The following is a 24204-nucleotide window of genomic DNA, read 5'->3' as shown; positions in this document are numbered from 1 at the left end:
AAAATAAAAAAAAGCCGTTCTGGATTTCTCCAAAACGGCCTCATTGCTTTTTGGAACTATATACTTTTTTTGATTTTTTGAACAGAACCAAAATAGAACTAAAGTTGAAAAAACTCAAATTGACACAAATTCGCACAGCCGATATATTTTCCACATCGCTTAGCAATGGGGCTGTGATTTAACTCACAGCCCTTTTTTGTTTTTAGGGGGATTTTATGGCTTGTTTTTTAGTTCCGCTCACGGAAGGAATTGTTCTTACAGTTGCAAAAAAACTGGCGTTCAAACGAAACGCTGATTCAGTAATAAAAGCAAAACTTGAAAACCTTGAAAAAATGCTTTACGGCGGAAGTTTTCTTCTTGCAATCGAGCATATTTATCACGGCGAAGTAGTTCTTTATCCGCCATTTTTGACCGCAATGAAAAATCCTGAGGATATTCCGGAGATGCTTCACGAAATGGCAACGGTCGGTGTTTCGATGGCAGTAGCCGTAACGGCAATTTGGGCACTGGCAGAGACAATCGTTCACTTTGCGCGTAAAAAGCCAAAAGAACATGTTTTGAAGGAGGCTATGCAATGTGTTTGATTTTTACTATTTTGGCCGCCCTTAGCTTTAGCGGAGTTTATTTGTATCAGAAAAAGCACTCAGAGTTTTCAAAGAGTGTTTTTACGACAATGCTCATGTTCTGGGCGGCAAGCTTTATGTGGAGCATGGACGGCGTGGCCTCGGCTCTTAAAGGCGAAGGATTTTTTGATTTAAGCGTTGAGGACACAATTCTTGGAACAATAATTGTAGCAAGCGGAATGCTCATTTTTGCAGTTCTTTCTATTATAAAGAGGCGAAAGAATGCATAAAAATCTGAATTTAAAGAATTAAGATAAAGACAAAGGCGTCTGTTTTCTTGGCTGGCAAAGAAAGCGGACGCCTTTTTTTTATAAAACTTGGAGGCAAAATTTATGAAAAAAGCAATTAATGAAATTCTCACAACTATCCTGGCGGCAGGGGCAGCTCTCGGCACACTCACACTTACTTCATGCAATAAAAAAGAGGAGACAAAGACCGTAAAAGTCGGAATCTTGCATTCTTTGAGCGGTACGATGGCAATCTCAGAAACTTCTGTACGTGACGCTGAAATGCTCGCAATCAAAGAAATCAACGCAAAAGGCGGAGTTCTTGGAAAGCAGATTGAAGTCGTTCAGGAAGACGGCGCTTCAGAGCCGCAGATTTTTGCAGAAAAGGCACGAAAATTGATTCAGAACAACAAGGTCGCGACAATTTTTGGTTGCTGGACGAGCGCTTCAAGAAAGGCGGTAAAGCCAGTCGTTGAAGAAACAGGCGCACTTCTTTGGTATCCGGTTCAGTACGAAGGAATGGAAATGAGTCCTAACATCATGTACATGGGTGCGGCTCCAAACCAGCAGGCAGTTCCGGCAGTTGAATTCTGCGCGAACGAATTCGGAAAAAATATGTTCTTAGTCGGAAGTGATTATGTCTTCCCACGAACAGCGAACAAAATCATCAAAGCTCAGCTTGCAGACATTGGCGGTTCGGTCGCCGGCGAAGAATACACACCGATGGGACACACAGATTTTGCGACAATCGTAAGTAAGATTCAGTCTGCAAAAACAGATTGCATCATCAACACGCTCAACGGTGACTCAAACGTTGCATTCTTCAAGCAACTCACTGACGCAGGAATCACAGCCGACTCAATTCCGGTAATGAGTTTCTCAATCGCCGAGGAAGAAGTCGGTGGCGTTGGAATCGAAAACCTCAAAGGTCACTATGTTGCATGGAACTATTACCAGACAACAAAAACTGCCCAGAATGACGCTTTCGTTGCCGCTTACAAGGCAGCTTACGGCGAAAAGCGAGTTACGGACGACCCGATTGAAGCCGGTTACATCGGAGTTTACTTGTGGGCAATGGCTGCCGAAAAAGCAGGCTCGTTCGACGTAGAAAAAGTTAAGGCCGCCGCAAAAGGACTCACATTCGACGCCCCTGAAGGCAAAGTCACGCTCGATGGCGAAAACCAGCACATCTACAAGCCGGTCCGAATCGGAAAAATCAACGAAAGCGGACTTATCGATGAAGTTTGGGCAACAAGCGATGCTGTAAAGCCAGACCCATTCCTCTCAACTTACGCATGGGCTAAGGGATTGTAAAAATTAGAAGGTAGCGGTTAGCAAATTAAAGGGGGAAGTCTCCACTCCCCCAGACCGTCTGAAACCTCAATTTTCTAGTGTCAACCCGAACTTGATTCGGGGACTATTACACTACAGATGATGCAGATGCCGAAATAAATTCGGCATGACGGCACTTTTTAGACAGTCGCCCCCCGTCCCCCCATGTATGCCACACCAAAAGCTTTCATTATTGTGGCTGTTTGGATTCGAAATTTCTACGGAATCTCAGTTTTAGAAATTTTAAAATATGATTTTGAGTAGCAAAATCGAATCCGTGTGGCAACTTTTGCCATCCTTGTTTTAGAGGATATTTTATGAATACATTTTTTACGATTTTGTTTAACGGTATTAGTCTCAGTTCAATTCTACTTTTGGCGGCACTGGGACTTTCTATAACTTTTGGACTTATGCGCGTCATCAATATGGCTCATGGCGAGTTCATTATGATTGGCGCATACAGCACTTTCCTTGTACAGAATTTTTTTATTCGATTTCTGCCCACTTCAGCCTTTGATTTGTATTATCCTGTTGCGATTCTGGTATCGTTTTTTGTTTCAGCAGGATTCGGAGCGGCACTTGAACAGCTTGTCATCAAACGGCTTTATGGCCGCGAAACTGATTCGCTTCTTGCAACCTGGGGCGTGAGTCTTGTTTTGCAGCAGCTTGCTCGTTCAGTTTTTGGAGCCCCGAACGTCAACGTCTCAGCCCCTTCTGTTTTGAACGGAAATTTTGAAGTCGCGGGTGTGATTATGACTTACAAACGACTTTTCATCATCCTGCTCGTGGCATTTTGTCTTCTTTTAATGTACCTCTTGATGTACAAAACTTCTTACGGAAAAAAAGTCCGGGCTACCATGCAGAACCGTTCTATGGCTCAGTGCCTTGGAATCCACACAAACCGGATTGACACACTTACTTTTGCAATCGGCTCAGGCCTTGCGGGAGTTGCGGGTGCGGCGCTCTGTCTTTTGGGACCGGTCGGCTCTTCGCTCGGACAAAACTATATCGTCGATACATTCATGGTCGTCGTTCTTGGTGGCGTTGGCAAACTTGCCGGCTCTATTGCGGGCGCACTCTTAATCGGAATGAGCAATGCCGCGATTCAGTTCGGAACTTCGGCAAACATCGCAAAGGCAATCGTTCTCTTCCTCGTAATTATGTTCCTCCAAAAGCGGCCGCAGGGCTTGTTCACCATTCGCTCGCGAAGTCTTGACGAGTCAGAAAGCACGCCGACAATCGAAGGCCTCACTTTCAGACAGAAAAATCTTGCATTCGCCGCAATAATGATGATTGTAGCTCTGCTTCCGCTTTTTCTTTCTCCGTTCCGAGTGAGTCTTGTGGGAAAATACATCACTTATGCGATTGTCGCGCTTTCCCTTGATTTAATTTGGGGCCACACAGGCATTCTGAGCTTGGGGCACGGCGTTTTCTTCGGTCTTGGCGGATACGGCTTCGGAATGTACTTAAAGCTCGTTGCAAGCTCTTCTTCACTCCCCGACTTTATGAGCTGGAGCGGCAGAACAAGTCTTCCGTGGTTCTGGGATTTTTACAAAACTCCTTCCACTACGATTTTCATGGTCATTATGGTTCCGGCCTTGCTCGCTTTCCTGCTTGGACTTCTGACATTCACAAACAGAATCAAAGGCGTTTATTTTTCAATTCTTTCTCAAGCACTCGCCCTAGTTTTTGTCACGCTTTTTGTCGGCTTACAGGAATACACTGGCGGCACAAACGGAATCACCGACTTTTCAACGCTTTTCGGTCTCCCGATTGCAGGCAAAACCACGAAATACATCTGGTACTATGTTGCGCTTGCGATTTTGATTCTGACTTACGCCTTGTTTTCTTGGGTCATGCGGACAAGATGCGGAAAAGTCCTCGTTGCAATCCGTGACGGTGAAAACAGGACGAGATTTTCCGGCTATCAGGTGGCCAATTACAAGACCTTCGTTTACAGCCTCAGCGCGGTTTTCACAGGAATTGCGGGCGCGCTCTTTGTTCCTTTCAGCGGAATCATTTCACCTTCCGAAATGAGCATTTCCAACTCAATCGACATGGCGATTTGGGTTGCCGTGGGCGGAAGAGGAAATTTAATCGGCGCGGTTTTGGGCGCATTCTTAGTGAACATCACAAAGACTTTAATCAGCGAGAATTTCCCGGAAATCTGGTCGTACTTCATCGGAGCAATTTTCGTGCTAGTCGTTCTTTTCCTTCCTCGCGGTGTGATGGGAATTTGCGTTGATGTTAAGAATCTAATAAAGGGAAAATTTGGACAAAAGGAGCAAAAAAATGAGCGAAACTAATTCAAAAATTACGCCAGTCATAGAAATCAACGATATTTCAGTTGAATTCGACGGATTCAAGGCTCTGAGCGATGTGAACACAAAAATCATGCCGAACAAAGTGCACTTTTTCATCGGTCCGAACGGTGCAGGAAAGACTACGCTTCTCGACATCATCTGCGGAAAAACCAAGCCCTCAAACGGAAAAATCATCTATCACGGTGGCATCGACGTTGGTTTGAGACAGTACACGAACATGGATTTAACAAAAATGCGTGAGGCGGACATAGTTAATGAAGGAATCGGGCGGAAATTTCAGGCTCCTTCAGTCTTTACGAGCCTTACAGTCTGGGAAAACATGGAAATTTCCCTCAAAGGCCAGAAGAATGTAATTTCTTCCCTGCTCTTTAGAATTTCCGAAAAACAAAAGAAACGGATTGAAATGATTCTGGATTTTATCTCGCTCACAGAAAAAAAAGACGAAAAGGCATCTTCCCTTTCCCACGGACAAAAACAGTGGCTTGAAATCGGAATGCTTTTGGTGCAGGAACCGGCGGTCGTTCTTCTTGACGAACCGGTTGCGGGCATGGGAAAAGCCGAGACCGAAAAAACAGGCGAAATTATCAAAAAAATCGCCAAACAGTATGCGGTCGTTGTTGTGGAGCACGATATGGAATTCGTTAAAGCCGTCGCCGACACAGTGACCGTGATGCACGAAGGAAAAATCCTGACGGAAGGAAGCGCGGCACAAGTCCTTGCGGACGAAAAAGTAAAGGCAGTTTACCTCGGACGCGGAAAGTTCCACAAGAGCGGCGTGGCATAATCAGAAGAAGCCAGAGTACAGGAGGCACGAAGAAATGTTAGAAATCAAAAATCTCAGTTCATATTACGGAGAAAGCCGGATAATTCCATCGCTTTCGATGAGCGTTCCAAAAGGCGAAATCGTGTGCCTTGTCGGACGAAACGGCGTTGGAAAAAGCACAACACTAAAAAGCATAATGGGAATGGTCAAAACGCCCGAAGGAAGCATTCTCCTTGACGGAAAAGAAATCATCGGGAAAAAGACCTACGAACGAGCAGCCCTCGGAATCGGCTACGTTCCGCAAGGCCGGGAAATCTTTCCCCAGCTCACAGTGGCAGAAAATCTGGAGCTTGGATTGCAAGTCTCAGGCGGAAAAGGCGAAATCGGCGAGGAAATCTTTGAACTTTTCCCGATTATAAAGACCTTCATGAACCGAAAAGGCGGAAACCTGAGCGGCGGACAGCAGCAGCAGCTCGCAATCGCAAGAGCACTCGTGAGCCACCCAAAACTTTTGATTCTGGACGAGCCGACCGAAGGAATCCAGCCGTCAATCATCGAAGACATAGCCACCGCCATTGAGCGAGTGAATAAGGAGCTGGGAATTACGATTCTGATTGTCGAACAATACCTGGACTTCGTTCTTTCGGTGAGCAGCCGCTATTACGTAATGGACAAAGGCGAAATCACACTGAGCGGATTTACAAAGGACGCAGATTCCCAGGCGATTCAAGCTAAGATGGCGATTGGGTGATGGGAATTTGCTTCTTTTTCGCTGACAAAGAAAATACATGATGTATTTTTTGCAATTTTGTTGAAATCCAAAAAAATACATCATGTATTTAAAAGCTTTTCTTTCAGGAAAGAAAATACATTTTGTATCTTCTGCGCACCCTTCCCCAGCACCCGCACGACAATATCCCCGGAGTCAGTTTCGCTTGCTTCGATTAAGATTTTCTCGTTTGCGCTTGAATTTCTTCCCAAGTCATCAACTTTGCGTCTGTATTCTTCCGTGTACAAAAGCTTTTCTTCCAGTCCCAAAATCTCCCGCACTTCCCTAACAGTTTTCTCGAATCCGAAAATCAGCATTGTGCCCGAATGTGTGAACTCTCCAAAGCTCACTTTGCTTTGCAAAAGATTTTTCTTTTCTCCGCCCTCAAAAAAGTTGTTCTCGCGGAAAATCAATTTTTCTTCACGGCGGATTTCAATCAGATTCTTGTAGGCCCTAAAATCAAAGACTTCGCCACAGGCAACCCTGCCGGCACAAATGCAGTCCTCGTAAATCAGTTTCGCCCCCGCTGAAAGAGAAATTTTCGTGCTTGAAACAAAATTGCTCTTCGCAAAGGGAATGCAGGGGTTGGGAGCGTAAATCAAAGTTCCGCCCTCGCCCACGCTTGCAGAAATTTTTCGTTCAGCCTTTTCGCCTTCTTCCATTTTGAAGATTTTCTCGAAAGACTGACTCACAATTTCAAGATTCGCTCCTTTTTCTACTATTATCTTGTGTTTCTGAGCGTCGCCTGCAAGGATTCCCGGAGAAGCTGATTGCTGGAAGACCGTAATTCCGCCGTCTTCATTTTGGAAGGGCTTCATGATTTTAAATGGAGAAGTGAAAAAACTGTCTTTTATGAAAGTCGTGCCGTTTTTTGAGCGGGCGGCTGTGAGTTCAAACCGGGAGACTTTTCCGAACTGATTCATATCAAGATTCCGAACTAAATTCGGAATGACTAGATTCTGTCAAATCCGTAAAGAAAACATTTCGGTCCAAAAAGGCAATCACTTCGTCAATTCCTTCTCCAGTGCGTATGTTCGTGAACACAAAAGGCTTTTCTCCCCGCATCTTTTTTGAGTCACGCGCCATCACTTCAAGGCTGGCTCCGACATAGGGGGCAAGGTCGATTTTATTGATGACAAGGAGATTGCTCCTCATGATTCCAGGACCGCCCTTTCTCGGGATTTTGTCGCCCTCACTCACATCGATTACGAAAATCGTAGCGTCCACAAGTTCCGGGCTGAATGTGGCCGAAAGATTGTCGCCGCCGCTTTCAATGAACATGAGTTCAATGTCGGGAAAGCGCGCTCGAAGCTCGTCAACGGCCTCAAGGTTCATCGAAGCATCCTCGCGGATTGCGGTGTGAGGGCAGCCACCAGTTTCAACGCCAAGAATCCGCTCTTTTGGAAGCACTGAATGTGCGGTCAAAAATTCCGCATCTTCTTTTGTGTAAATGTCGTTCGTGATAACGCCAATCGAATATTTTGAAGCAAGGCGGCGGGTCAAAGCCTCAACCAAAGCTGTCTTTCCAGACCCAACAGGCCCCGCCACACCGATTTTTGTAAATCGCATATTTCCTCCTTTCTTAATGTTGCATGGATGCAACGACTAGCGAGTTTTTGTTATCAACAAAAACTCGGCCATGAAAAAATTACATGGATGTAATTTTTTCATGCTAGCTCATGTACAATCTCGTATACAAAAATTCGTGCTGCATCGAAAGAATCTCGCTCTGCGGACTGGAGCGGCACAGGTCATCCTTCGAAAGCTGCATGACTTCTTCTAAAATCTCCCCAAAAAGTGCGAAAAGTTTGTGCAGGATTTTCTGACCTTCACTTTGCGAGAGTGGAACCAGCTTTACCGCCGTCACAACCCTCGCTGAAATCTGGCTGTACAAAAATGCCTTCAAGGCCTCTTCCTCACTGATTTTTGACTGCACACAGTGAAAGCCGTAAGCCGTCGGAAAATGCTTTGGCGCACAGGAATTTTCTTCATTTTCTTCGCCGCCATTCAGATTTTTCCACAGACTCACGGTTTTTAAAAATCTCGCCGCAAGTTTTTTGCTTCCCTCGCGGATTTCCTTTGCATTTCTCGAGGCGTTGTAGATTTCATCGATTTCAAGGACTTCCTGCCAGTCTGACTTTTCCGCCGCCTCATACGAAAGCCTTACGCACAAAAAATCATTGGTCAGGAAATTCGATTCAAGTTCAGCGCGTAAATAAGATTCTGCTGATTCTGAATCGTGGATGATTCCTTTTTGAACGAAAGTTTCAAGCCCCCACGAATGAGTGTAGCTTCCAATCGGAAAAGTCGCGTCGTTCAGTTGCAAGAGTTCGAAAAAATCAATGCTCATGGTGGTGATGCGAATGTCCGACTATCGAAGAAATCTGTTTTGAAAAATCGAGTTTTTCCGTCCGCTTTTCGACTTCAACTGAATATCCGACGGAAGCCAGTCCCTTCAAAAGTCGTTCCATCGGCTCCGTGTAAATCGTTACAAGCTCCGAGTCAGATTTTCCGAAAAAAAGCGGCGCATGGCAGTTTCCGATTTCGTAAGCCACTTTCGCACCGTTAAAAAAGGTCGAAGTTCCCACATTCACGCTCAGAATTTCCACAGGCAAAACATCGGCGCAAATCACAGTGTCGTCTTCAACTCCAAGAACATCGCCGGGCTTAATTCCAATCTTTAAAATCGAATCGTCCAGGCTGATTGCGACATCCCGCCCACTCCTTGATGTTTTTCGGTGAAGTTTTGAATATGTTTCGTGCCACTCAAAATCAACATAATCTATTTTCTTTCCGTTAAATTGCTCTTCGCCGATTTTTCCAAGAATTTTCTCGCAAATCATTCAGGTCTCCATTTGCTAAAACAAGAAATATCGCTGTGTAAGCGGAAGAGAGCTTGCGGCCTTGCTCACAATCATCTCTCCGTCCGCCGTGACATGATAGTTTTCCGGGTCAACATCAATTTTTGGAAGCGCGTCATTAAATTTCATGTCTTTTTTACCGATTTTACGGCAGTTTTTTACAGGCAGGCAGATTTTTTCAAGCCCCAGTTTTTCCGGCAATTTATCTTCAATCGCCGCCTGGGAAAGAAATGTCGCGCAGGTAAAATATTTTGCCTTTCCGTAGAAGCCGAACATGTTCCGGTAGTAAACCGGCTGACAGGTCGGAATCGAAGCGTTTGAGTCGCCCATTTTTGAAAGAACAACCGCCCCGCCCTTAATCACGATGTCTGGCTTTGCGCCAAAAAATGCCGGGTTCCATAAAACCAGATCCGCCATCTTACCGACTTCGACCGAGCCGACATATTCAGAAATTCCGTGCGCAATCGCAGGATTTATCGTGTATTTTGAAACATAACGTTTTGCCCTAAAATTGTCGTTTTCTTCACAGTCGCCTGAATCGTCAGATTTTTTGCAGCAGCAGTCTGCTTCAAGATGACCGCGCTCTTCTTTCATTTTGTGGGCCGTCTGCCATGTTCGGGTAATTACTTCGCCAACTCGCCCCATCGCCTGAGAGTCGCTCGACATAATGCTCAAAGCCCCCATGTCGTGAAGAACGTCCTCTGCAGCAATCGTCTCAGGCCTGATTCGGCTGTCAGCAAAAGCAACATCCTCAGGGATTTTATTGTCCAGGTGATGGCAGACCATGAGCATATCCAGGTGCTCGTCCAGCGTGTTAACCGTAAAAGGCATCGTGGGGTTCGTTGAGGCAGGGATTACATTTTCGTGCCCCGCCACTTTGAGAATATCCGGCGCGTGCCCGCCTCCCGCTCCTTCCGTGTGATAAGTGTGAATAGTCCGCCCGTTGATTGCTTTAAGAGTGTCCTCAACGCAACCAGCCTCGTTCAAAGTGTCAGTGTGAATACAAACCTGAACATCATACTGGTCAGCAATCGTAAGCGCGGCATCAATAGCGGCAGGAGTCGTGCCCCAGTCCTCATGGATTTTTAGGCCGCAAGCCCCAGCCTTAATCTGGGCCACAAGCTCGCTCTGAGCCGTTTTGTTCGAGCAGTTTCCTTTTCCGAGATATCCAATGTTCATCGGAAAATCTTCCGCCGCCTTTAGCATCATTTCAAGATTCCATTTTCCGGGCGTGCAAGTCGTTGCATTCGTTCCGTCGCAGGGGCCAGTTCCGCCGCCAATCATCGTTGTGACTCCGGAACAAAGGGCTGTCTCGACCTGCTCAGGCGAAATAAAATGAATGTGCGTGTCGATTCCGCCCGCCGTTAAAATCAAGCCCTCGCCCGCAAGTGCCTCAGTGGAAGCTCCCACAGTCATTCCCGGAGTTACGCCGTCCATCGTGTCAGGATTTCCGGCCTTTCCGATTCCAGCGATTTTTCCGTCTTTGATTCCGATGTCGGCTTTATAAATTCCTGTATAATCAAGAATTACACAATTTGTGATTACCAAGTCCAAATCACCGCCATCGCTCGTTGTGTTCACCGACTGCCCCATTCCGTCACGAAGTGTCTTTCCACCACCGAATTTTGCTTCGTCGCCGTAAACCGTAAAGTCTTTTTCAATCTGAATCAGAAGATTTGTGTCAGCAAGTCTGATTTTGTCGCCGGTAGTCGGGCCGTACATCAGCGCGTATTTTTTTCCGTCAATCGTGTAACTCATTTTCCTGCCTCCGCCTTTCCGTTTGTCAGATTGTTCAGTCCGTAAATCTCAGATTTTCCGCCAAAAGAGCAAAGCTGAACCGTTTTTGTCTCGCCTGGCTCAAAGCGAACGCTCATCCCTGAAGGAATATCAAGCTTAAAGCCGAAAGCCGCTTTTCTATCAAAAGAAAGAAGACTATTCACCTCATAAAAATGAAAATGCGAGCCAACCTGAACAGGCCGGTCGCCCTTATTCGTCACATCAAGCTGAATCGTCTTTCGTCTCAGGTTCAATTCAATCGTCTTGTTACAGGAAATTATTTCACCGATTTTCATAATGCCCTCCGCCTACTCAACTTCCCGAATCGGATTGTGAACCGTAACGAGTTTTGTTCCGTCTGGGAAAGTTGCCTCAACCTGAACTTCATTTATCATATCAGCCACGCCTTCCATAACATCTGCGGTCGTCAGAAGTTTTGCGCCTTCCTGCATGAGCTGGGTCACAGATTTTCCGTCGCGGGCCTTTTCCATCAAAGCCGAAGAAATATAAGCCACCGCCTCCACGTAATTGAGCTTCAAACCACGCTCTTTCCGCCTTTCCGCCACAAATCCAGCATACGAAAGCAAGAGCTTTTCAGTTTCTCTGGGTGTAAGTTTCATTTTTCCCCCTAAACAAAAAAAAAGCCGTCCTGAAAAAATCAGAACGGCCTCGTTGCCAAAAATCAGTTTATCATACAATTTTACGCATTTTTTGTGAGTGACTTTTTTATTTTGCAAGTGGAACTTTAGTTCTAGGACAAGATACAGCTACCGAGCGAAAGATAAACGTGACCCTTGTTCAAGTCAATTCCGGCAACCACCCGGGCGATTTTTTCGCTGAGCGTGTCGAATTTATTTTATAAGTGCTTGCACTGTAAGGATTTAGAAGAAAATAAGGAAATCAAAACGCATAAAAAAAGCGGATTCAGAAAGAATCCGCCGAAAATGCCCGAAATGGGACTTGAACCCACACTCTATTGCTAGAACTAGGACCTGAACCTAGCGCGTCTGCCAATTCCGCCACCCGGGCAATAGGTGTCAATAAGTATACGAAAAATCTACTTTACTGTCAATTAAAAAAACGGCAGACAAAACAATTTTTCGTATACAAAACAAAAATCAAAATTACTCCACTGCGGCAGAGCCTGTATTCATCATAGCAAGGAAAGCCTCATTGTTTCGGCTCTTCTTCATTTGACCGAGAATAAGTTCCATAATTTCAGCATCTTCCATAGGGCTAATAACCTTACGGAGAACCCAAAGTTTCTGCAACGTGTTCTCGTCAAGAAGCAAGTCCTCTTTTCGCGTTCCAGACTTTTTGATGTTGATAGCAGGGAAAAGACGCCGCTCCGCAAGTTTTCGGTCAAGATCAATCTCACTGTTTCCAGTTCCCTTGAATTCCTCAAAGATAACCTCATCCATTCGGCTGCCAGTATCAATCAGGGCCGTAGAAATGATTGTGAGAGAACCACCTTCTTCAATGTTTCGTGCAGCACCAAAAAATCGCTTCGGCTTGTGCAAAGCATTCGAGTCAACACCACCCGAAAGAACCTTTCCAGAAGTCGGAACAGTCTGGTTGTAAGCGCGTGCAAGACGTGTAATAGAGTCAAGAAGAATAACGACATCCCGCTTGTGCTCAACAAGCCTCTTAGCCTTTTCAAGGACCATCTCCGCAACCTGAACGTGTCTTGTAGCCTGCTCATCGAACGTTGAAGAAATGACCTCGCCCTTAATCGCACGCTCCATCTCAGTAACTTCCTCAGGACGCTCATCAATCAAAAGAACGATAAGGTAAACCTCCGGGTTGTTAGTAGTAATTGCGTTTGCAATTTTCTGCATGAGAATAGTTTTTCCGGCCTTTGGAGGAGCGACAATCAAAAGACGCTGACCTTTTCCGATAGGTGCGAACAAATCTACGATTCGAGTACTGTACTCAGCCGAAGTCGTCTCAAGTGTAAGTTTATGGTCTGGATAAAGAGGGGTAAGATTCTCAAAAGGAACACGAGTCTGTGCAATTCGTGGCTCATCAAAGTTTACGGTCTCGATTCTCAAAAGAGCAAAGAACCTCTCACCTTCCTTAGGGCTACGTGTCTGTCCGTAAACCGTATCACCAGTCTTCAAGTTAAAAAGACGAATCTGGCTAGGTGAAATATAAATGTCATCAGGACCTGGAAGATAGCTATTCTGAGGGCTTCGCAAGAATCCGTAACCGTCAGGCAAAATCTCAAGGGCACCAGAAGCAAAAATAATACCGCCACGCTCGGTGTGAGCCTTCAAAATAACGAAAATAAGATCCTGCTTCTTCATGGCCGGAAGTTCGTCTTCCGCATATCCATACTGAATTGCGAGATTTCGAAGCTCTGGCATACTCATTTTTGTCAAATCATTAATTACAAGTCTAGGCTTAGATTCATATTCGGCAGGATTTTCGATTATCTGAGCCGCCTCTACGGCAGCATCTTTAGCAGCATTGCGTGCTTCGTAATTTCTATAATTTCCACGGCGTCCGCGGTTATCGCCTCGGTTTTCATAACGGTTAAAACGCCCGCGCGGTCGATAAGAAGGTCGCTCATCATTAAAACTTCCGCCCTGCGGAGTATAGGTTCTTCCTCCATCTTCCGTATTCGTAGCCTCAGAAGAAGTTTCCTGAACAGCTTCCTGATTTTGAGTTTCATCCGCTCCAGCCTGCAAAGCGCCATCAGAAGGATTTTCCTGCTGAATCTTATCAGCTTTTGGCACAGCCCTTCTTCCACGTCTTACAACGACTCTTGCAGGTTTTTCTTCGGTATTTTCATTATTTGCAGATGATTCGGCATTTTCCGTAAAGTTTGCATCCGACTGCACTGCCGGAGCCTCACCAGAAGGAGATTGCTGAGTCTCCGCACCAACAGAATCCGCCGGCTGCACAGTCTGCTCGCTCACATAGGATTCAGGTTGAAGGTCAAGTTCCAACTGCTGAGAGTTACCCGACTCATTCTGAGATTCTTCAGCCACATCGCTTTTTGTTCGGCGTCTTGAAATCAATGGCATCTTAATTTTTCTCCATTAAGAATAAAATATAAACTAAACATAAATTTTGGATTGTTTTCTAGGAATTATTATTAAAATTCAAACAAAGAATAAATATGTACGAAAGAATAACTTATTATAGATTCTGGAATTTACTTTGTCAACGGATAATAGGAATTTTCGGCAGAATTTACTCGTCCATGCATCGACAAACACAAAGAGAACTCAAAGACTTTCTAAAACTCCTCCAATCCATATTGCGACATTACAGAACGAATGGACTTGATGCGTTTGCAAATGTAACTTGCAGAATACAAATTGCCAGTTTCTGGATTTTGAATTTGTATTTCATTTTGCTTTTTACCTTCTGAAAGCTCGTCGCAAATTTTTTTATCCAGAGGGGAAAGAGTTTTCAAGACCTTCGCAAGATTTTTGTTCATTATTTCTGCATCAATTCTTTCTATTAGTGTAAATTCAGTTTCAGCATAATTGTTGTTTGGAATCTCTTTTACAAGGCACTCGTTGTATTTTCTTCTTATGTCCCGAAGACCTGTTTTTAGCCACAGTTTAAGATAGTATGCAAAACTGTAGTTTTCTTTTTCATTTACCTTGTCAGGATTAAAATGCTCAACTGCCCTTGCAACGTAAGAACCAATCCTCCGAGTAAAATACTTTTTTTCCTGCTGCAAAAAGGACTGGTCGCGGGTAAAGCCATACCGCTCTTCAAAATCTATTTTATCTGTATTTGAATGTTTTAAGCTTGTAGTTTTCCCAAACCTTAAAAAAAGCATGCAATAGTGATTTATAAGTTTATTATATTTTTTCTCAAAAAAATCAGCTTCTTCTGCAGCTATATCAGGCTTGGGATTATCATGGTATCTTAGAAGGTGCTCGTAATCTTCAGAATATTTTTCTTCCATAAGCGTTATTATATCGAGAAAATTTCAAAAATCCATTGGACTTGTCCACAAAACGACAGAGATTTTGCAAGTACCTTTTACGAACAAGTCCATTTTTTAATACTTAAGCAATCCAGTCTTTTAGCTCTTCGTAAAGGCGGCGTTCAACAGCCTGCTCTTTTAAAAACGCCCACTGTCTGGTGCGACCGTACATTTTTCCAAGCTGAGTAAAAGAATGAGCCTTATAACCGTCAAATCCATTGTGCAGGATAAAAATTTCCCGCTCGACTTTAGAACAGCTGTTCAATTTCTTGTAAAACTCCTGTTTGAAACACGCGTTGATTGCAGCGTCTTCCGGCAAAACAGTTGAAGAATCATAAAGCATGTTCAAAAACGAGCAGATTGTGCTGTTTTTATTTTTATTTTCTTCGGGTGCATCAAGACTTATGCACGGAGAATTAGTTTTTAACAATTCAAGTGCCTTTTTATAAGTTATCCCAGTTGAAGAAGCGGCAAGATTAAGGCGTTCGTTTTCATCCATTACGTCCTGATATTTGTGTAAATTTTTTCTGAGCTTAATCATTGCCCTGTAGTCATTGTTTGAAAGCCTTTGCGTGTAACCGCATTTATTAATCGAAGCAAGAACTTCGTTTTTAATCCACAGAACGGCACAGGTAATGAAGCGGACATTGCGGCTTGAATCAAAATGGTCAACGGCCTTAATAAGCCCAGCCGTCGCCTCTGAGCACAAGTCGTCAAAGTCAAGACCGTGGCCCTGATACTTGCGCGCTTCAGACAGTGCAAAGCGGATGTTTGAACGGATTAAAGTCTCCCTTGCAGCAGCATCCCCGTTTTTTACCTTTTCTGCAAGAACATGTTCTGCGTCTCGGTTCAACGGATTAAGTGATGCTGAGTACAATGAATTGATTTTAATCATAGAAATTTTCTCCTTCGCATAAAAAAACTTGAGAGATTCAGCTTTTGCTTTTTAATCTCTTCCCGGCACGTTTAAATAGCATTTTTGGAGACTAAAAAATTTTCCTTAAAATTTTTCTAATTTTTTTTTCGTATTTTTAAAAGTATTTTATTGACAACCATCTTTTTCCAAGAAATTTTCCGTCATAGTCATACACTCTGACGTATCTCGATTTAGGCATGTAATCGTTATTGATGTCGCTTGCAGTGCAGCTTATGAATGCGTCCATAACGATGTCTGAGCAACCTGCATTTTTTAAGTAAGCTATAAAATCGTTTCTGTTGTAGTCATATTCATTATCGAACAGCAGGGGCAGCAGTTTTATTATGCACAGTTCCTTTACTCCGGTAGAAAATTTGTAGACTTTTACATCATTTTTTGTGTAATCATTCGGAATCTCAAACAAAACCCTTGTGTAGCTGTCATCATCAAGTTCGTATATGTACGGAGTCGTATCATTGAAACCTTTGATCACTACGATTTTATATCTGGAGTCAAAGTCACCGTCAGTGACGAGATGAGTCTCTTTCTTAAAAAGCCTGTCAAAAAGATTCTTCATACGTTTGCTTCCAAACAAAAAAAATGAAACTTTTCTTTCTACAACTCTGAACATACGCATTTCCCCTTGATTAATTTGAAATCAGTATAGGTTTAGGAATATTTTTATAGATTTCCACAAACTTTAAAAAATAAGGTTTCATGTAATCTGGACAACCATAGTGTTTTATTTCTTTTATAAGCTTCTGAATGTGCGCAATGTCATTATTAAAGTCACCTAAATTAAGGTCCCTGAGTTTTGGATTTCGAACTACTTTCCGTCCTTTAAGTTCTTCGATTTCTGTAATAAGCTCACGGACACGAGCTATCTGCTCGATTTTATCGCCAGCAGTAAGATAATTCCCATACTTTCTATCACAACTGCTTTCGCATGCGGCGGCACTAAGACAATATGCCACATGCCAGATAAGCGACACGTAATAGTCATCATACAGGACTTTTGTATCCAGCTCTTTTTGAGACGGCGTGTAGCTAAAGCCACTAGACAAAATATCGTCAAGCTGATTCTGGCTCATGCAGGCTTCGTTTGTTTCAAGCATGTTGTTGCCTCCCTTACAGCGAAAAACTCCGTGTGCCCTTAATTTCTTTTTACAGATACAGTTTTGTAGTCAATCAGAAGGTCGTGTTGCATTTCGTCAAGTTCGTTGAACCAGCAGGTAATTAAACCTTCATTTATGCTCATTCTACCAAGATATCCTCTGTTGTTGTTTTGCCGCCATCGTGACTTGTAAAGTCCTTTTTTAAGGATGTCAGAAATCTTTTGTCCGGCAACAGAGCTGCTTTTTGTACGACAGTCTTTTAAGGGAAAAAACAGCAAAAAAAAATAGCTTTTTATTCATGCAAAACTCCTGTTTTTATAGCTGGTCCTTTTTTTTTAAGATTTTTGTTTTGCCTTATTTTCTTTCCATTCGCGAAAAGTCATGGGCATTTTACTACAAGTATATTCAGCCTCTTTTAAGAGTTCAGGAAGTTGTTCCGCCGAATAACCAATGGAAGAAAGTCCAGCGGAAAAATCTTTGTCAAAGTTTTCCTTGTCGCTTTTGTAGACAGATTCATCTTCGTATACAACGGTGTAAGAAATTTTATATTCCTTTGCGAATTCCGCTGACATAAATGAACGATGAGAACCAGAAGGAGATTTTTTCCAGACTCCCCTGTCTGTATTTTCAGGCTTAGGAACATCTTTCCAAACAAAAACGTATTTTTCAACTTCGTACATAGCATTAACTCCTTTGAATAATAGACCTGTTCGGAAACCTTGTTGGTTTCCTCTCTGGTCTGACAACTCCTCAGGCTAAAGCCTTGCGGAGTAGCAATTTTTAAGTTGGTGTTCGGAAAACTGAAGTTTCCGAACACCTCTAATATAGTCTGAATTCAAGAAACGCAAAAATAAAATACGCTTAACCTTAAGCGAATAAGTAATAAAATCCGAAGCCGAATACAGCCCCAAGGACTAAGCCCAAGTTGTGCCCGAATTTGTAGTTTTTTGCCTGTGCAGAATCTGTACAAATGATTATGACGGCTTCTGCGATTGCAACACCGAACCACACCACCCTGAATCTTTCTGAAAGCATTCCAAACCATACGAATGCCATTTCCAAAAGCATGATGGCGTTTGAAGAAAGCCCACATATGGTTAAGCCGTCAGAAAACCAAACCGGTATGATTCCAACAAGGGCATTTATTAGCATAATCACAAAGATTAAGCTTAGCGGGCAGCCAGTTTTGTGGCAAAGATGTTCAATCATTAATGAAGATGGAATTATGTATAACAAGTTTCCGATAAAATGTCCCCAACCGTCGTGTATGAATGCGTACAGTCCCAGGTTGCCGATTCTGAATCCCCTGCCGGCACAAAAATAGACTTTTGCATAGTACGGAAAAATGAATGTAATAAGAGTTCCCAGCAGGGAACCGATTACCATAACTGAAAAAAGCGGGTGTGCCATAATAAAATTACTCATAGTCCTGAACCAACTCCAGTGTTTCCACGACAATTCCGACTATAAAATCAGAAAGAATCCTGTACGAAACCCTTGTTGAATACTGTTGATAAGAAGAAATGACATGGCAAAAAGCGAAAGTGTCATCAAGAACGTAAAAAGAAGCGCTTACGTTTACTTTTACATCTCCGTCTTCCGGTGCGCCTTTAATTACAAAAGTTAAATCAACCATGTCCTTTTGAGATTCGTTGATTTTATAGCTGTAATCCAGCGTAGATTCTTTTATAACCGGACTTGATTTTGTCTTCTCGATGGCTTCAATGATTCTATTCATACAATCCCCTTATTTACGAATAGAAATATAGTGCGGTTTTATGAAGCGTAAAGGAAAGTTTGGAATTTTTTTACGTTTTTCAAAGATTTTACAAATAAAAAATCCATCCATACTGTTGAACAAATGCGGCAGTACGGCTGGAAGTAGATTTTTTTATTTAGCACCGTTCTTTATGAGTAAGTCGATGATTTCTGTATTATTGTCTCGTTTAGCAATGGATAATGCAGTATTTCCATCTTTATCTACGGCATTTACATCTGCTCCATGCTCGATAAGAAACCATGACATACCTCTAGAACGAGAACACATTAAAACTGATAAGCCTTTTATCGTAACAGCGTTAACATCAGCTCCATGTTTTATAAGAAGTTCAGCTAAACTTCTATGTCCATGAGAAACAGCACTCATTAAGGCTGTTCCACCTTTATTATTACGGGCATTAACATTTGCACCATGCTCTATGAGAAGCTTTGCTGTATCAATATCAGAACGATTGAGGTCCATTGCTGTATACATCAAAGGCGTATGGCCTGCATTATCAGATGAATTCACATCTAATTTTTTTTCAATTAGAAACTCGACCAATCTGTTTTGATGATGTTTTGCCGCATAAGTTAAAACTGTTGCCCCTGTCTTATTATTTACGGCATTTATATCTGCACCGTGTTCAATAAGAAGTTTTGAAATTTCAAGTGCATATAGTTGAGCACCAGAAGCAGCGTACATTAATGGAGATCTACCATCATTTGCAACTGCATTTACATCTGCCCCGTATTTGATGAGTAACTTGGCCATTGGCACAGTAGAAGTTACATAGTCTTCTAAAATACTAATGTACATTAGAGGGGAACGACATTCTCCATCTACAGCATTAACATCAGCCTTGTGCTCAATGAGAAGTTTACCAATTCTAGTTGCAGAATACTGGGCTGCAAACATTAATGGAGTCCGTGCATCATTTGCTAGTTTATTCACATCCGCACCATATTTAATAAGAACTTCTGCAATTTGAATTAAATCAGATGGTGTACAATACATTAAAGGTGTACGACCGTCGTTATCAGCTTCATTCACATCCGCCCCAGCTTCAATCAGTCTGCGGACTTCTTCTATATCATTCTTTTTTATAGCTTCAATAAGTGGTGTTGTTTTTTCGTTACCCATATTTTTCATCCTGTTTTCGATTTTTTCTGCCCTATATTATAGTATGGTAGAAATCCATCGTAAAGTGGAAAATATGGGCTACGCTCAAAATGAACGAATTCACTTACCATTCTTCTTCATAAAAATCAGCAAGTGCCCTAAAGGTATTTGCAACTGCCTGTTTATTAAGCTTTCCTGACTTTATGCAAGAAATCGCCGCAAAGGTATCATTAAACACCTGATGGCGGGCTTCATTTTCTTCGCCGTAAATACCGTCGTCATCTTCTTCGGATTTTATTTCCTTTCCGCTGTACGCGCTCATAATTACATACACTTGCCTCATAAAAAGCTCATTGTATTTTTCCACGGTTTCTTGAATTGGTTCGTTTAAAAGCTGCCTTGCCCACTTCATTACCTGTCGGCTGATGGCACCCTGTATGTAAAAATCAAAACCTTCGCCCTCTGGAATATTCTGCGGCTCGTCCGGGTTGGCAAAAAGTCCGTCATCCAGCCATTTAGAAAACCTTGCAATCAAAGAAGCGTGAGCTGCAAGATAGGCACTTTGTAAAGCTTCCCTATCGCCACCGGCACCGTTTTTTTCGTACCATTTTTCAAATTCTGCAATGGCATCTTTTGTAATACAAGCAAATTCATGTGGATTCATATTCAACCTCCGCAATTTAATATAGTTTGGATTTTACAAACGTTAAAAAAGAATTAAGGGCACCTCGAAAAACGCTAGTCGTTCTGCGACTAGCCGTTTCAGAACAGGCTCAATAAAAGGACAACCTTTACAAAGGAGAAAATCGAGATTTTATTTCTGCATCATTAGAGCCACCGAATAAATCCGCAGGAGAAACTTTCAATGTATCACAAATATTCTCAATATTCTAACCCTTTCTTCATTTCTGTCCAAAAGATATATTTCCATTCTGTGCTCCCCCGTATAAGACGCATCACCTTGATATGAGCTTCTTAAAGTATGCAACATGTCATTTCCCAGATTTTCTGACAGCTTCAAGTTCTTTAATTTTGCCTTCAAGAAACCGGCTGAACTCTACCTGCCAGTAAATATAGGCAGTTTTATCTCTTCGCAAAAAGAAAAATGAAAGTGTCCGGTGGTTGAGCCTCTTTTTTCGAAATATCTCTTAAAATAAATTTTATTTTTTCTTACACAAATATTGACATTTTATGTAATTTTGTGATACAAAATTACATATCGTAAAGAATCAACAAATTTATATACATTTTCAACAGTTCTTCACTTTTTTTTAGAAAACTATTCTCATTTTTCTCTATTATCTCTATAATGGCACCCCAAGTAAAAATTTAAATTAGGGGAATATAAATGGATATAGTTGACGGAAAAATAAGAAAAGGTAAAAGACTCTTTCTGTTTATTATTGCAATTCTTGGCTTGATGGTTGTCTGTCTGAATTCACTCCAGATGTTCATCACAGCTGAAATCTCAAAGAAAAAAAATTAAAGATACCGTTTTGGTTGAATCCAATGAACTTGCAAACCAAGCTTCCATAAGCATGAATCATTTGGTTGATTCATATTTTAATGCTCTTGACTATTATTCAAAATCCGAAGCCGCAAAGAGTCAAGATGATGAAGCCGTAATAAAATTCATGGCTGATGCCGTTTCAACCCGCCCGAAGTGTTTCAACTACATAGGATACGTAAACGCAAGCGGACACAACTGGACAGACAACGGTTCAGAAAGTGACGTTCAGGACAGGGATTATTTTAAGGCGATTATGGGAGGAGCCGATTATTTTATCGACAATCCGACCACTGCGCGCACTACCGGAAAGATTTCTATTCATGTCTGCAAGGCAATTAAGGCGAACGGGAAAAACGTCGGGCTTTTTTACGGCTCACTTGACCCGGATGTATTGAACGAACTCTTACGAGAAATGGACTTGCACGATTTAGGATTTTCAGTTCTTTTTGGAAATAACGGAAGCTACGTCGGAAGCAGCAGCTCGAACCTGGACAAGGTAAAAGATGAATTTGAAAGGACCAGAACTGATTTTCCGGAATCATACAATGCCATTGCAAATATGTATGAACATCAGAAAAATGAAATTTTTGACGGGAAATTTGGCAAAGGTCACGACATCATTTTTATTTCAAAACCTGTTGCCTACACGCCATGGACCCTGATTCTCGTTTTTTATCAACAAAACCTTTTTGCAGCAGAAACCGCAATCGTAAGAACTCTCACATTCGGAATGATTATTTTAGTCGTCGCACTCCTTGTTGTTACCGGAATTGTTGTATATATTTCGACAAAACCGCTTTCAGTCGTTGAAAGCGCAATCCGCGGAATTGCGACAGGCGATGCAGATTTAACGAAACGAATTGCCGTAAAATCAAACAACGAAATCGGACGAATTGTAGAGGGATTCAATCTGTTTACAGGAAAACTGCAGTCTATAATCTCAGCGATGAAAGGTGCAAAATCCGAACTTGTAAACGCAGGCGAACTTTTAAATAACAGCACATCTGACACTATGGCTGCAATCACACAAATTATTACGAAGATTGAATCGATGGACAGAAGCGTTTCCGCACAGGACAGAAGCGTATCAGAAACTTCAAGTGCCGTAAATGAAATTGCAGAAAATATCGAGTCTCTGAACAAGATGATTGAATCTCAGGCCTCAAGCGTAACACAGGCAAGCGCAGCCGTAGAAGAAATGATTAGCAATATCGCTTCCGTTTCAACGTCAGTTCAGAAAATGACAGTTTCATTCAGCGAACTTGAAAAAAAGGCAGTCCTCGGTGTAGAGCGACAGAATGAAGTAAATTTGAAAATTGACGATATTGAACGCGAAAGCCAGGCTCTAAAAGAAGCAAATACAGTTATTTCAAGCATTGCAGAACAAACAAATCTTCTTGCAATGAATGCGGCAATAGAAGCAGCTCATGCAGGCGAAGCCGGAAAGGGATTCAGCGTCGTTGCAGATGAAATCCGAAAACTTTCAGAAGATTCAGGTTCTCAATCTCAGACAATCGGAGATGAACTTACAAAAATTACAAATGCAATAGAAGAAATTGTTTCTATTTCAAAACTTGCCTCCGAAACATTCGCTGACGTAAGCAAAGGAATCAACTATACTTCAAATCTGGTACGTGAAATTTCATGCGCAATGCAAGAGCAGAATGCCGGTTCGGAACAGATTTCTGTTGCACTCAACACAATGAACGACACTTCAAACGAAGTAAGAATCGCTTCACGTGAAATGAGCGAGGGCAATAAGTCAATCCTTGATGAAATTAAAAATCTTCAGGATGCAACATTCAACATCAAAGACGGCATGACCGAAATGTCTGACGGTGCAAGAAAAATTAATGAAACAGGAAGCGTACTTTCAGACCTTTCTGATGAGGTCAAACAAGCCATTCTTCGAATCGGCAATGAAGTAGATAAGTTTAAGGTATAATATTTTTGAACACCAGGGCATTTTTGCCGTGGTGTTTTTTTGAAGGTTGCCTTGATTCGGAACCTATACTTTTCAGACACAGGTAAACACAGATACACACAGATGGGACACCGATTTTTTATCTGTGCCTTATCACTGTTCATCAGCGTTCATCTGTGTCAAATTTTATAGATTTTACTTTGCGGGGCTGTCATTTCGACTTTGCTCAATGACCAGTATTTTCTTTTATTTTGCACCTTCAGGCTGTACAGGAGCGTTTTTGGCGAAGATGTGTTCCTGCATGAATTTTCCGATTGCCTGAATTATCGGACCTAGCGCGAACGTCATGATAAAAGAGCCGAGGAGCGCAACCTTAAAATCGCGGAATCCCACCGAAAAGAGAATGCCAATAACAATCGCCGTCAAATCCCACGAAATGCGAACGATGAAAAACGGGATTTTGGAAAGTTTCTTGCTCAATATAACGCAGAGTGCATCATAAGGCGCCAATCCCATATCGCTGTTCATATAGACTGCCGCGCTGACCGCCATTCCACCGATTGCAAGCGCAAAGATTAAGATTTTGATCGGAAGGAAATCCGATGTTGTAAGAACGCTGTCGAGGGGCGTACGTGCCCAGATTCCGTTGAAAAAATCTGCGGTGTAACCAATTAAAACCCAGTTCGCCACAGTTCCCGCCCCGATGAGCGAGCGGTTGAAAATAACGACAAGGACGAACATAGCCGCATTCAACATGAGCTGCCAGCTTCCAAAAGAAATGCCGAGCCGCAATCGAATCGAATCATTCTGAAAAGTGCAAGGATCAGTACCCCAGCCACAAGAGCGCAGGAACGAAAGAAAAAATCCCATGCAAAGAATGCCTGAGAGCATGATAAAAAAGCGTTGCCAAAAGCGAGAATTCAGTTTCATAAGCGAGATTGTATACGCGCTGAAAACAAAATTCAACGGGCGAAGTCTTGCTGTACTCAAGTTCGCCCAAAATAATCAAAACCGCAGGGCAAAAACCGCCAGTTTTATTTGAAATATTTGATTTTAGTAAATTCAAATTGATGGCACTGTCATTGCAAAAAGCATAAGCATTTGAATCAGTGCCCGCAGAGGATTTGCAATGCTAATCCAGATTTTGAAAAACTTGGGCGTACCTGCATTATATACAACGGCACGCTGCCATTTTGGCTGACCGATTAAAATCAGCAGAATCGCAATAATTATT

At 42.5% G+C, this 24204-nt stretch carries 26 protein-coding genes and 1 tRNA gene; 8 read left to right on the top strand and 19 right to left on the bottom strand.

From position 1 onward, the window contains the following. Positions 1-215: 215 nt before the first annotated feature. The 6 genes from JI65_RS13770 to urtE all read left to right on the top strand — a co-directional run bounded on the left by JI65_RS13770 (position 216) and on the right by urtE (position 6020). Positions 216-584, top strand: coding sequence for a hypothetical protein (locus tag JI65_RS13770; protein ID WP_242457255.1), 369 nt, complete (start codon positions 216-218; stop codon positions 582-584). Then, the gene (locus JI65_RS13765) at positions 575-853 is read left to right on the top strand and encodes a hypothetical protein (protein WP_191017662.1); all 279 of its coding nucleotides are present in this window, start codon (positions 575-577) and stop codon (positions 851-853) included. The genes JI65_RS13770 and JI65_RS13765 overlap by 10 nt, the downstream gene beginning before the upstream one ends. A gap of 102 nt (positions 854-955) precedes the next feature. Next, positions 956-2164: an urea ABC transporter substrate-binding protein gene (urtA, locus tag JI65_RS13760; protein WP_191017661.1), complete on the top strand. Its 1209-nt coding sequence runs from the start codon at positions 956-958 to the stop codon at positions 2162-2164. 335 nt (positions 2165-2499) lie between these two features. Beyond that, positions 2500-4488 carry an urea ABC transporter permease subunit UrtC gene (urtC, locus tag JI65_RS17145; protein ID WP_197971953.1) on the top strand — a complete coding sequence of 663 codons (1989 nt, stop codon included), beginning with the start codon at positions 2500-2502 and terminating at the stop codon, positions 4486-4488. Beyond that, complete coding sequence (gene urtD, locus JI65_RS13745) at positions 4475-5290, top strand: urea ABC transporter ATP-binding protein UrtD (RefSeq protein WP_191017659.1); 816 nt, start codon at positions 4475-4477, stop codon at positions 5288-5290. The genes urtC and urtD overlap by 14 nt, the downstream gene beginning before the upstream one ends. Before the next feature lie 34 nt (positions 5291-5324). Further along, the gene (urtE, locus tag JI65_RS13740) at positions 5325-6020 is read left to right on the top strand and encodes an urea ABC transporter ATP-binding subunit UrtE (RefSeq protein WP_191017657.1); all 696 of its coding nucleotides are present in this window, start codon (positions 5325-5327) and stop codon (positions 6018-6020) included. An 80-nt stretch (positions 6021-6100) separates the two neighbouring features. Here the strand turns inward: urtE and JI65_RS13735 are convergent, their stop codons facing one another. The 18 genes from JI65_RS13735 to JI65_RS13650 form a co-directional block, all read right to left on the bottom strand. Beyond that, positions 6101-6961 carry an urease accessory protein UreD gene (locus JI65_RS13735; protein WP_191017656.1) on the bottom strand — a complete coding sequence of 287 codons (861 nt, stop codon included), beginning with the start codon at positions 6959-6961 and terminating at the stop codon, positions 6101-6103. Between the two features lies 1 nt (position 6962). Then, entirely contained in the window at positions 6963-7607 is a 645-nt protein-coding gene (gene ureG, locus JI65_RS13730; RefSeq protein ID WP_191017654.1) for an urease accessory protein UreG, read from the bottom strand. Positions 7608-7710: 103 nt separating this feature from the next. Beyond that, entirely contained in the window at positions 7711-8388 is a 678-nt protein-coding gene (locus JI65_RS13725) for an urease accessory protein UreF (RefSeq protein ID WP_191017652.1), read from the bottom strand. After that, a complete protein-coding gene (locus JI65_RS13720) occupies positions 8378-8881 on the bottom strand; it encodes an urease accessory protein UreE (RefSeq protein ID WP_191017651.1) in 504 nt (167 codons plus the stop codon). Before JI65_RS13720 ends, JI65_RS13725 begins: the two co-directional genes overlap by 11 nt. Before the next feature lie 15 nt (positions 8882-8896). After that, positions 8897-10657: an urease subunit alpha gene (gene ureC / locus JI65_RS13715; protein ID WP_191017649.1), complete on the bottom strand. Its 1761-nt coding sequence runs from the start codon at positions 10655-10657 to the stop codon at positions 8897-8899. After that, on the bottom strand, positions 10654-10971 hold the full coding sequence (ureB, locus tag JI65_RS13710) for an urease subunit beta (protein WP_191017647.1): 318 nt from the start codon (positions 10969-10971) through the stop codon (positions 10654-10656). Before ureB ends, ureC begins: the two co-directional genes overlap by 4 nt. A 12-nt stretch (positions 10972-10983) precedes the next feature. Next, a complete protein-coding gene (gene ureA, locus JI65_RS13705; RefSeq protein WP_191017646.1) occupies positions 10984-11295 on the bottom strand; it encodes an urease subunit gamma in 312 nt (103 codons plus the stop codon). 325 nt (positions 11296-11620) lie between these two features. Then, positions 11621-11704 (bottom strand) — tRNA-Leu (locus tag JI65_RS13700). 95 nt (positions 11705-11799) lie between these two features. After that, positions 11800-13704: a transcription termination factor Rho gene (gene rho, locus JI65_RS13695; RefSeq protein ID WP_191017644.1), complete on the bottom strand. Its 1905-nt coding sequence runs from the start codon at positions 13702-13704 to the stop codon at positions 11800-11802. Positions 13705-13919: 215 nt separating this feature from the next. Further along, positions 13920-14603, bottom strand: a complete 684-nt coding sequence (locus JI65_RS13690) for a hypothetical protein (protein ID WP_191017642.1) — start codon at positions 14601-14603, stop codon at positions 13920-13922. A gap of 103 nt (positions 14604-14706) precedes the next feature. After that, a complete protein-coding gene (locus tag JI65_RS13685) occupies positions 14707-15519 on the bottom strand; it encodes a sigma-70 family RNA polymerase sigma factor (protein WP_191017641.1) in 813 nt (270 codons plus the stop codon). A 136-nt stretch (positions 15520-15655) separates the two neighbouring features. Then, positions 15656-16117, bottom strand: a complete 462-nt coding sequence (locus JI65_RS13680; protein ID WP_191017639.1) for a hypothetical protein — start codon at positions 16115-16117, stop codon at positions 15656-15658. Positions 16118-16187: 70 nt separating this feature from the next. Next, positions 16188-16655, bottom strand: a complete 468-nt coding sequence (locus JI65_RS13675; protein ID WP_191017637.1) for a hypothetical protein — start codon at positions 16653-16655, stop codon at positions 16188-16190. Positions 16656-16990: 335 nt separating this feature from the next. After that, positions 16991-17335 (bottom strand): hypothetical protein, encoded by a 345-nt coding sequence (locus tag JI65_RS13670; RefSeq protein WP_191017635.1) that lies wholly within the window; start codon positions 17333-17335, stop codon positions 16991-16993. A 187-nt stretch (positions 17336-17522) separates the two neighbouring features. Next, positions 17523-18080 carry a hypothetical protein gene (locus JI65_RS13665; RefSeq protein ID WP_191017634.1) on the bottom strand — a complete coding sequence of 186 codons (558 nt, stop codon included), beginning with the start codon at positions 18078-18080 and terminating at the stop codon, positions 17523-17525. Further along, positions 18073-18393 carry a hypothetical protein gene (locus JI65_RS13660; protein WP_191017632.1) on the bottom strand — a complete coding sequence of 107 codons (321 nt, stop codon included), beginning with the start codon at positions 18391-18393 and terminating at the stop codon, positions 18073-18075. The genes JI65_RS13665 and JI65_RS13660 overlap by 8 nt, the downstream gene beginning before the upstream one ends. 153 nt (positions 18394-18546) lie before the next feature. Further along, the gene (locus JI65_RS13655; RefSeq protein ID WP_191017631.1) at positions 18547-19557 is read right to left on the bottom strand and encodes an ankyrin repeat domain-containing protein; all 1011 of its coding nucleotides are present in this window, start codon (positions 19555-19557) and stop codon (positions 18547-18549) included. A gap of 103 nt (positions 19558-19660) precedes the next feature. Beyond that, positions 19661-20200 (bottom strand): hypothetical protein, encoded by a 540-nt coding sequence (locus tag JI65_RS13650; protein ID WP_191017629.1) that lies wholly within the window; start codon positions 20198-20200, stop codon positions 19661-19663. Between the two features lie 684 nt (positions 20201-20884). Between JI65_RS13650 and JI65_RS13645 the strand changes: the two genes are divergently transcribed. Both JI65_RS13645 and JI65_RS13640 read left to right on the top strand, forming a co-directional pair. Continuing rightward, positions 20885-21022 carry a hypothetical protein gene (locus tag JI65_RS13645; protein WP_191017627.1) on the top strand — a complete coding sequence of 46 codons (138 nt, stop codon included), beginning with the start codon at positions 20885-20887 and terminating at the stop codon, positions 21020-21022. Between the two features lie 10 nt (positions 21023-21032). Further along, on the top strand, positions 21033-22991 hold the full coding sequence (locus tag JI65_RS13640) for a methyl-accepting chemotaxis protein (RefSeq protein WP_191017626.1): 1959 nt from the start codon (positions 21033-21035) through the stop codon (positions 22989-22991). A 225-nt stretch (positions 22992-23216) separates the two neighbouring features. Here the strand turns inward: JI65_RS13640 and JI65_RS13635 are convergent, their stop codons facing one another. Beyond that, positions 23217-23900, bottom strand: coding sequence for a YczE/YyaS/YitT family protein (locus JI65_RS13635; RefSeq protein WP_479694092.1), 684 nt, complete (start codon positions 23898-23900; stop codon positions 23217-23219). Between the last annotated feature and the right edge of the window lie 304 nt (positions 23901-24204).

The sequence above is a fragment of the Treponema zioleckii genome (genome assembly GCF_014737315.1).
GTDB lineage: Bacteria > Spirochaetota > Spirochaetia > Treponematales > Treponemataceae > Treponema_D > Treponema_D zioleckii.
The sequence above is the reverse complement of the archived record's forward strand: the minus strand, read 5'-3'. Positions and strand labels throughout refer to the sequence as shown.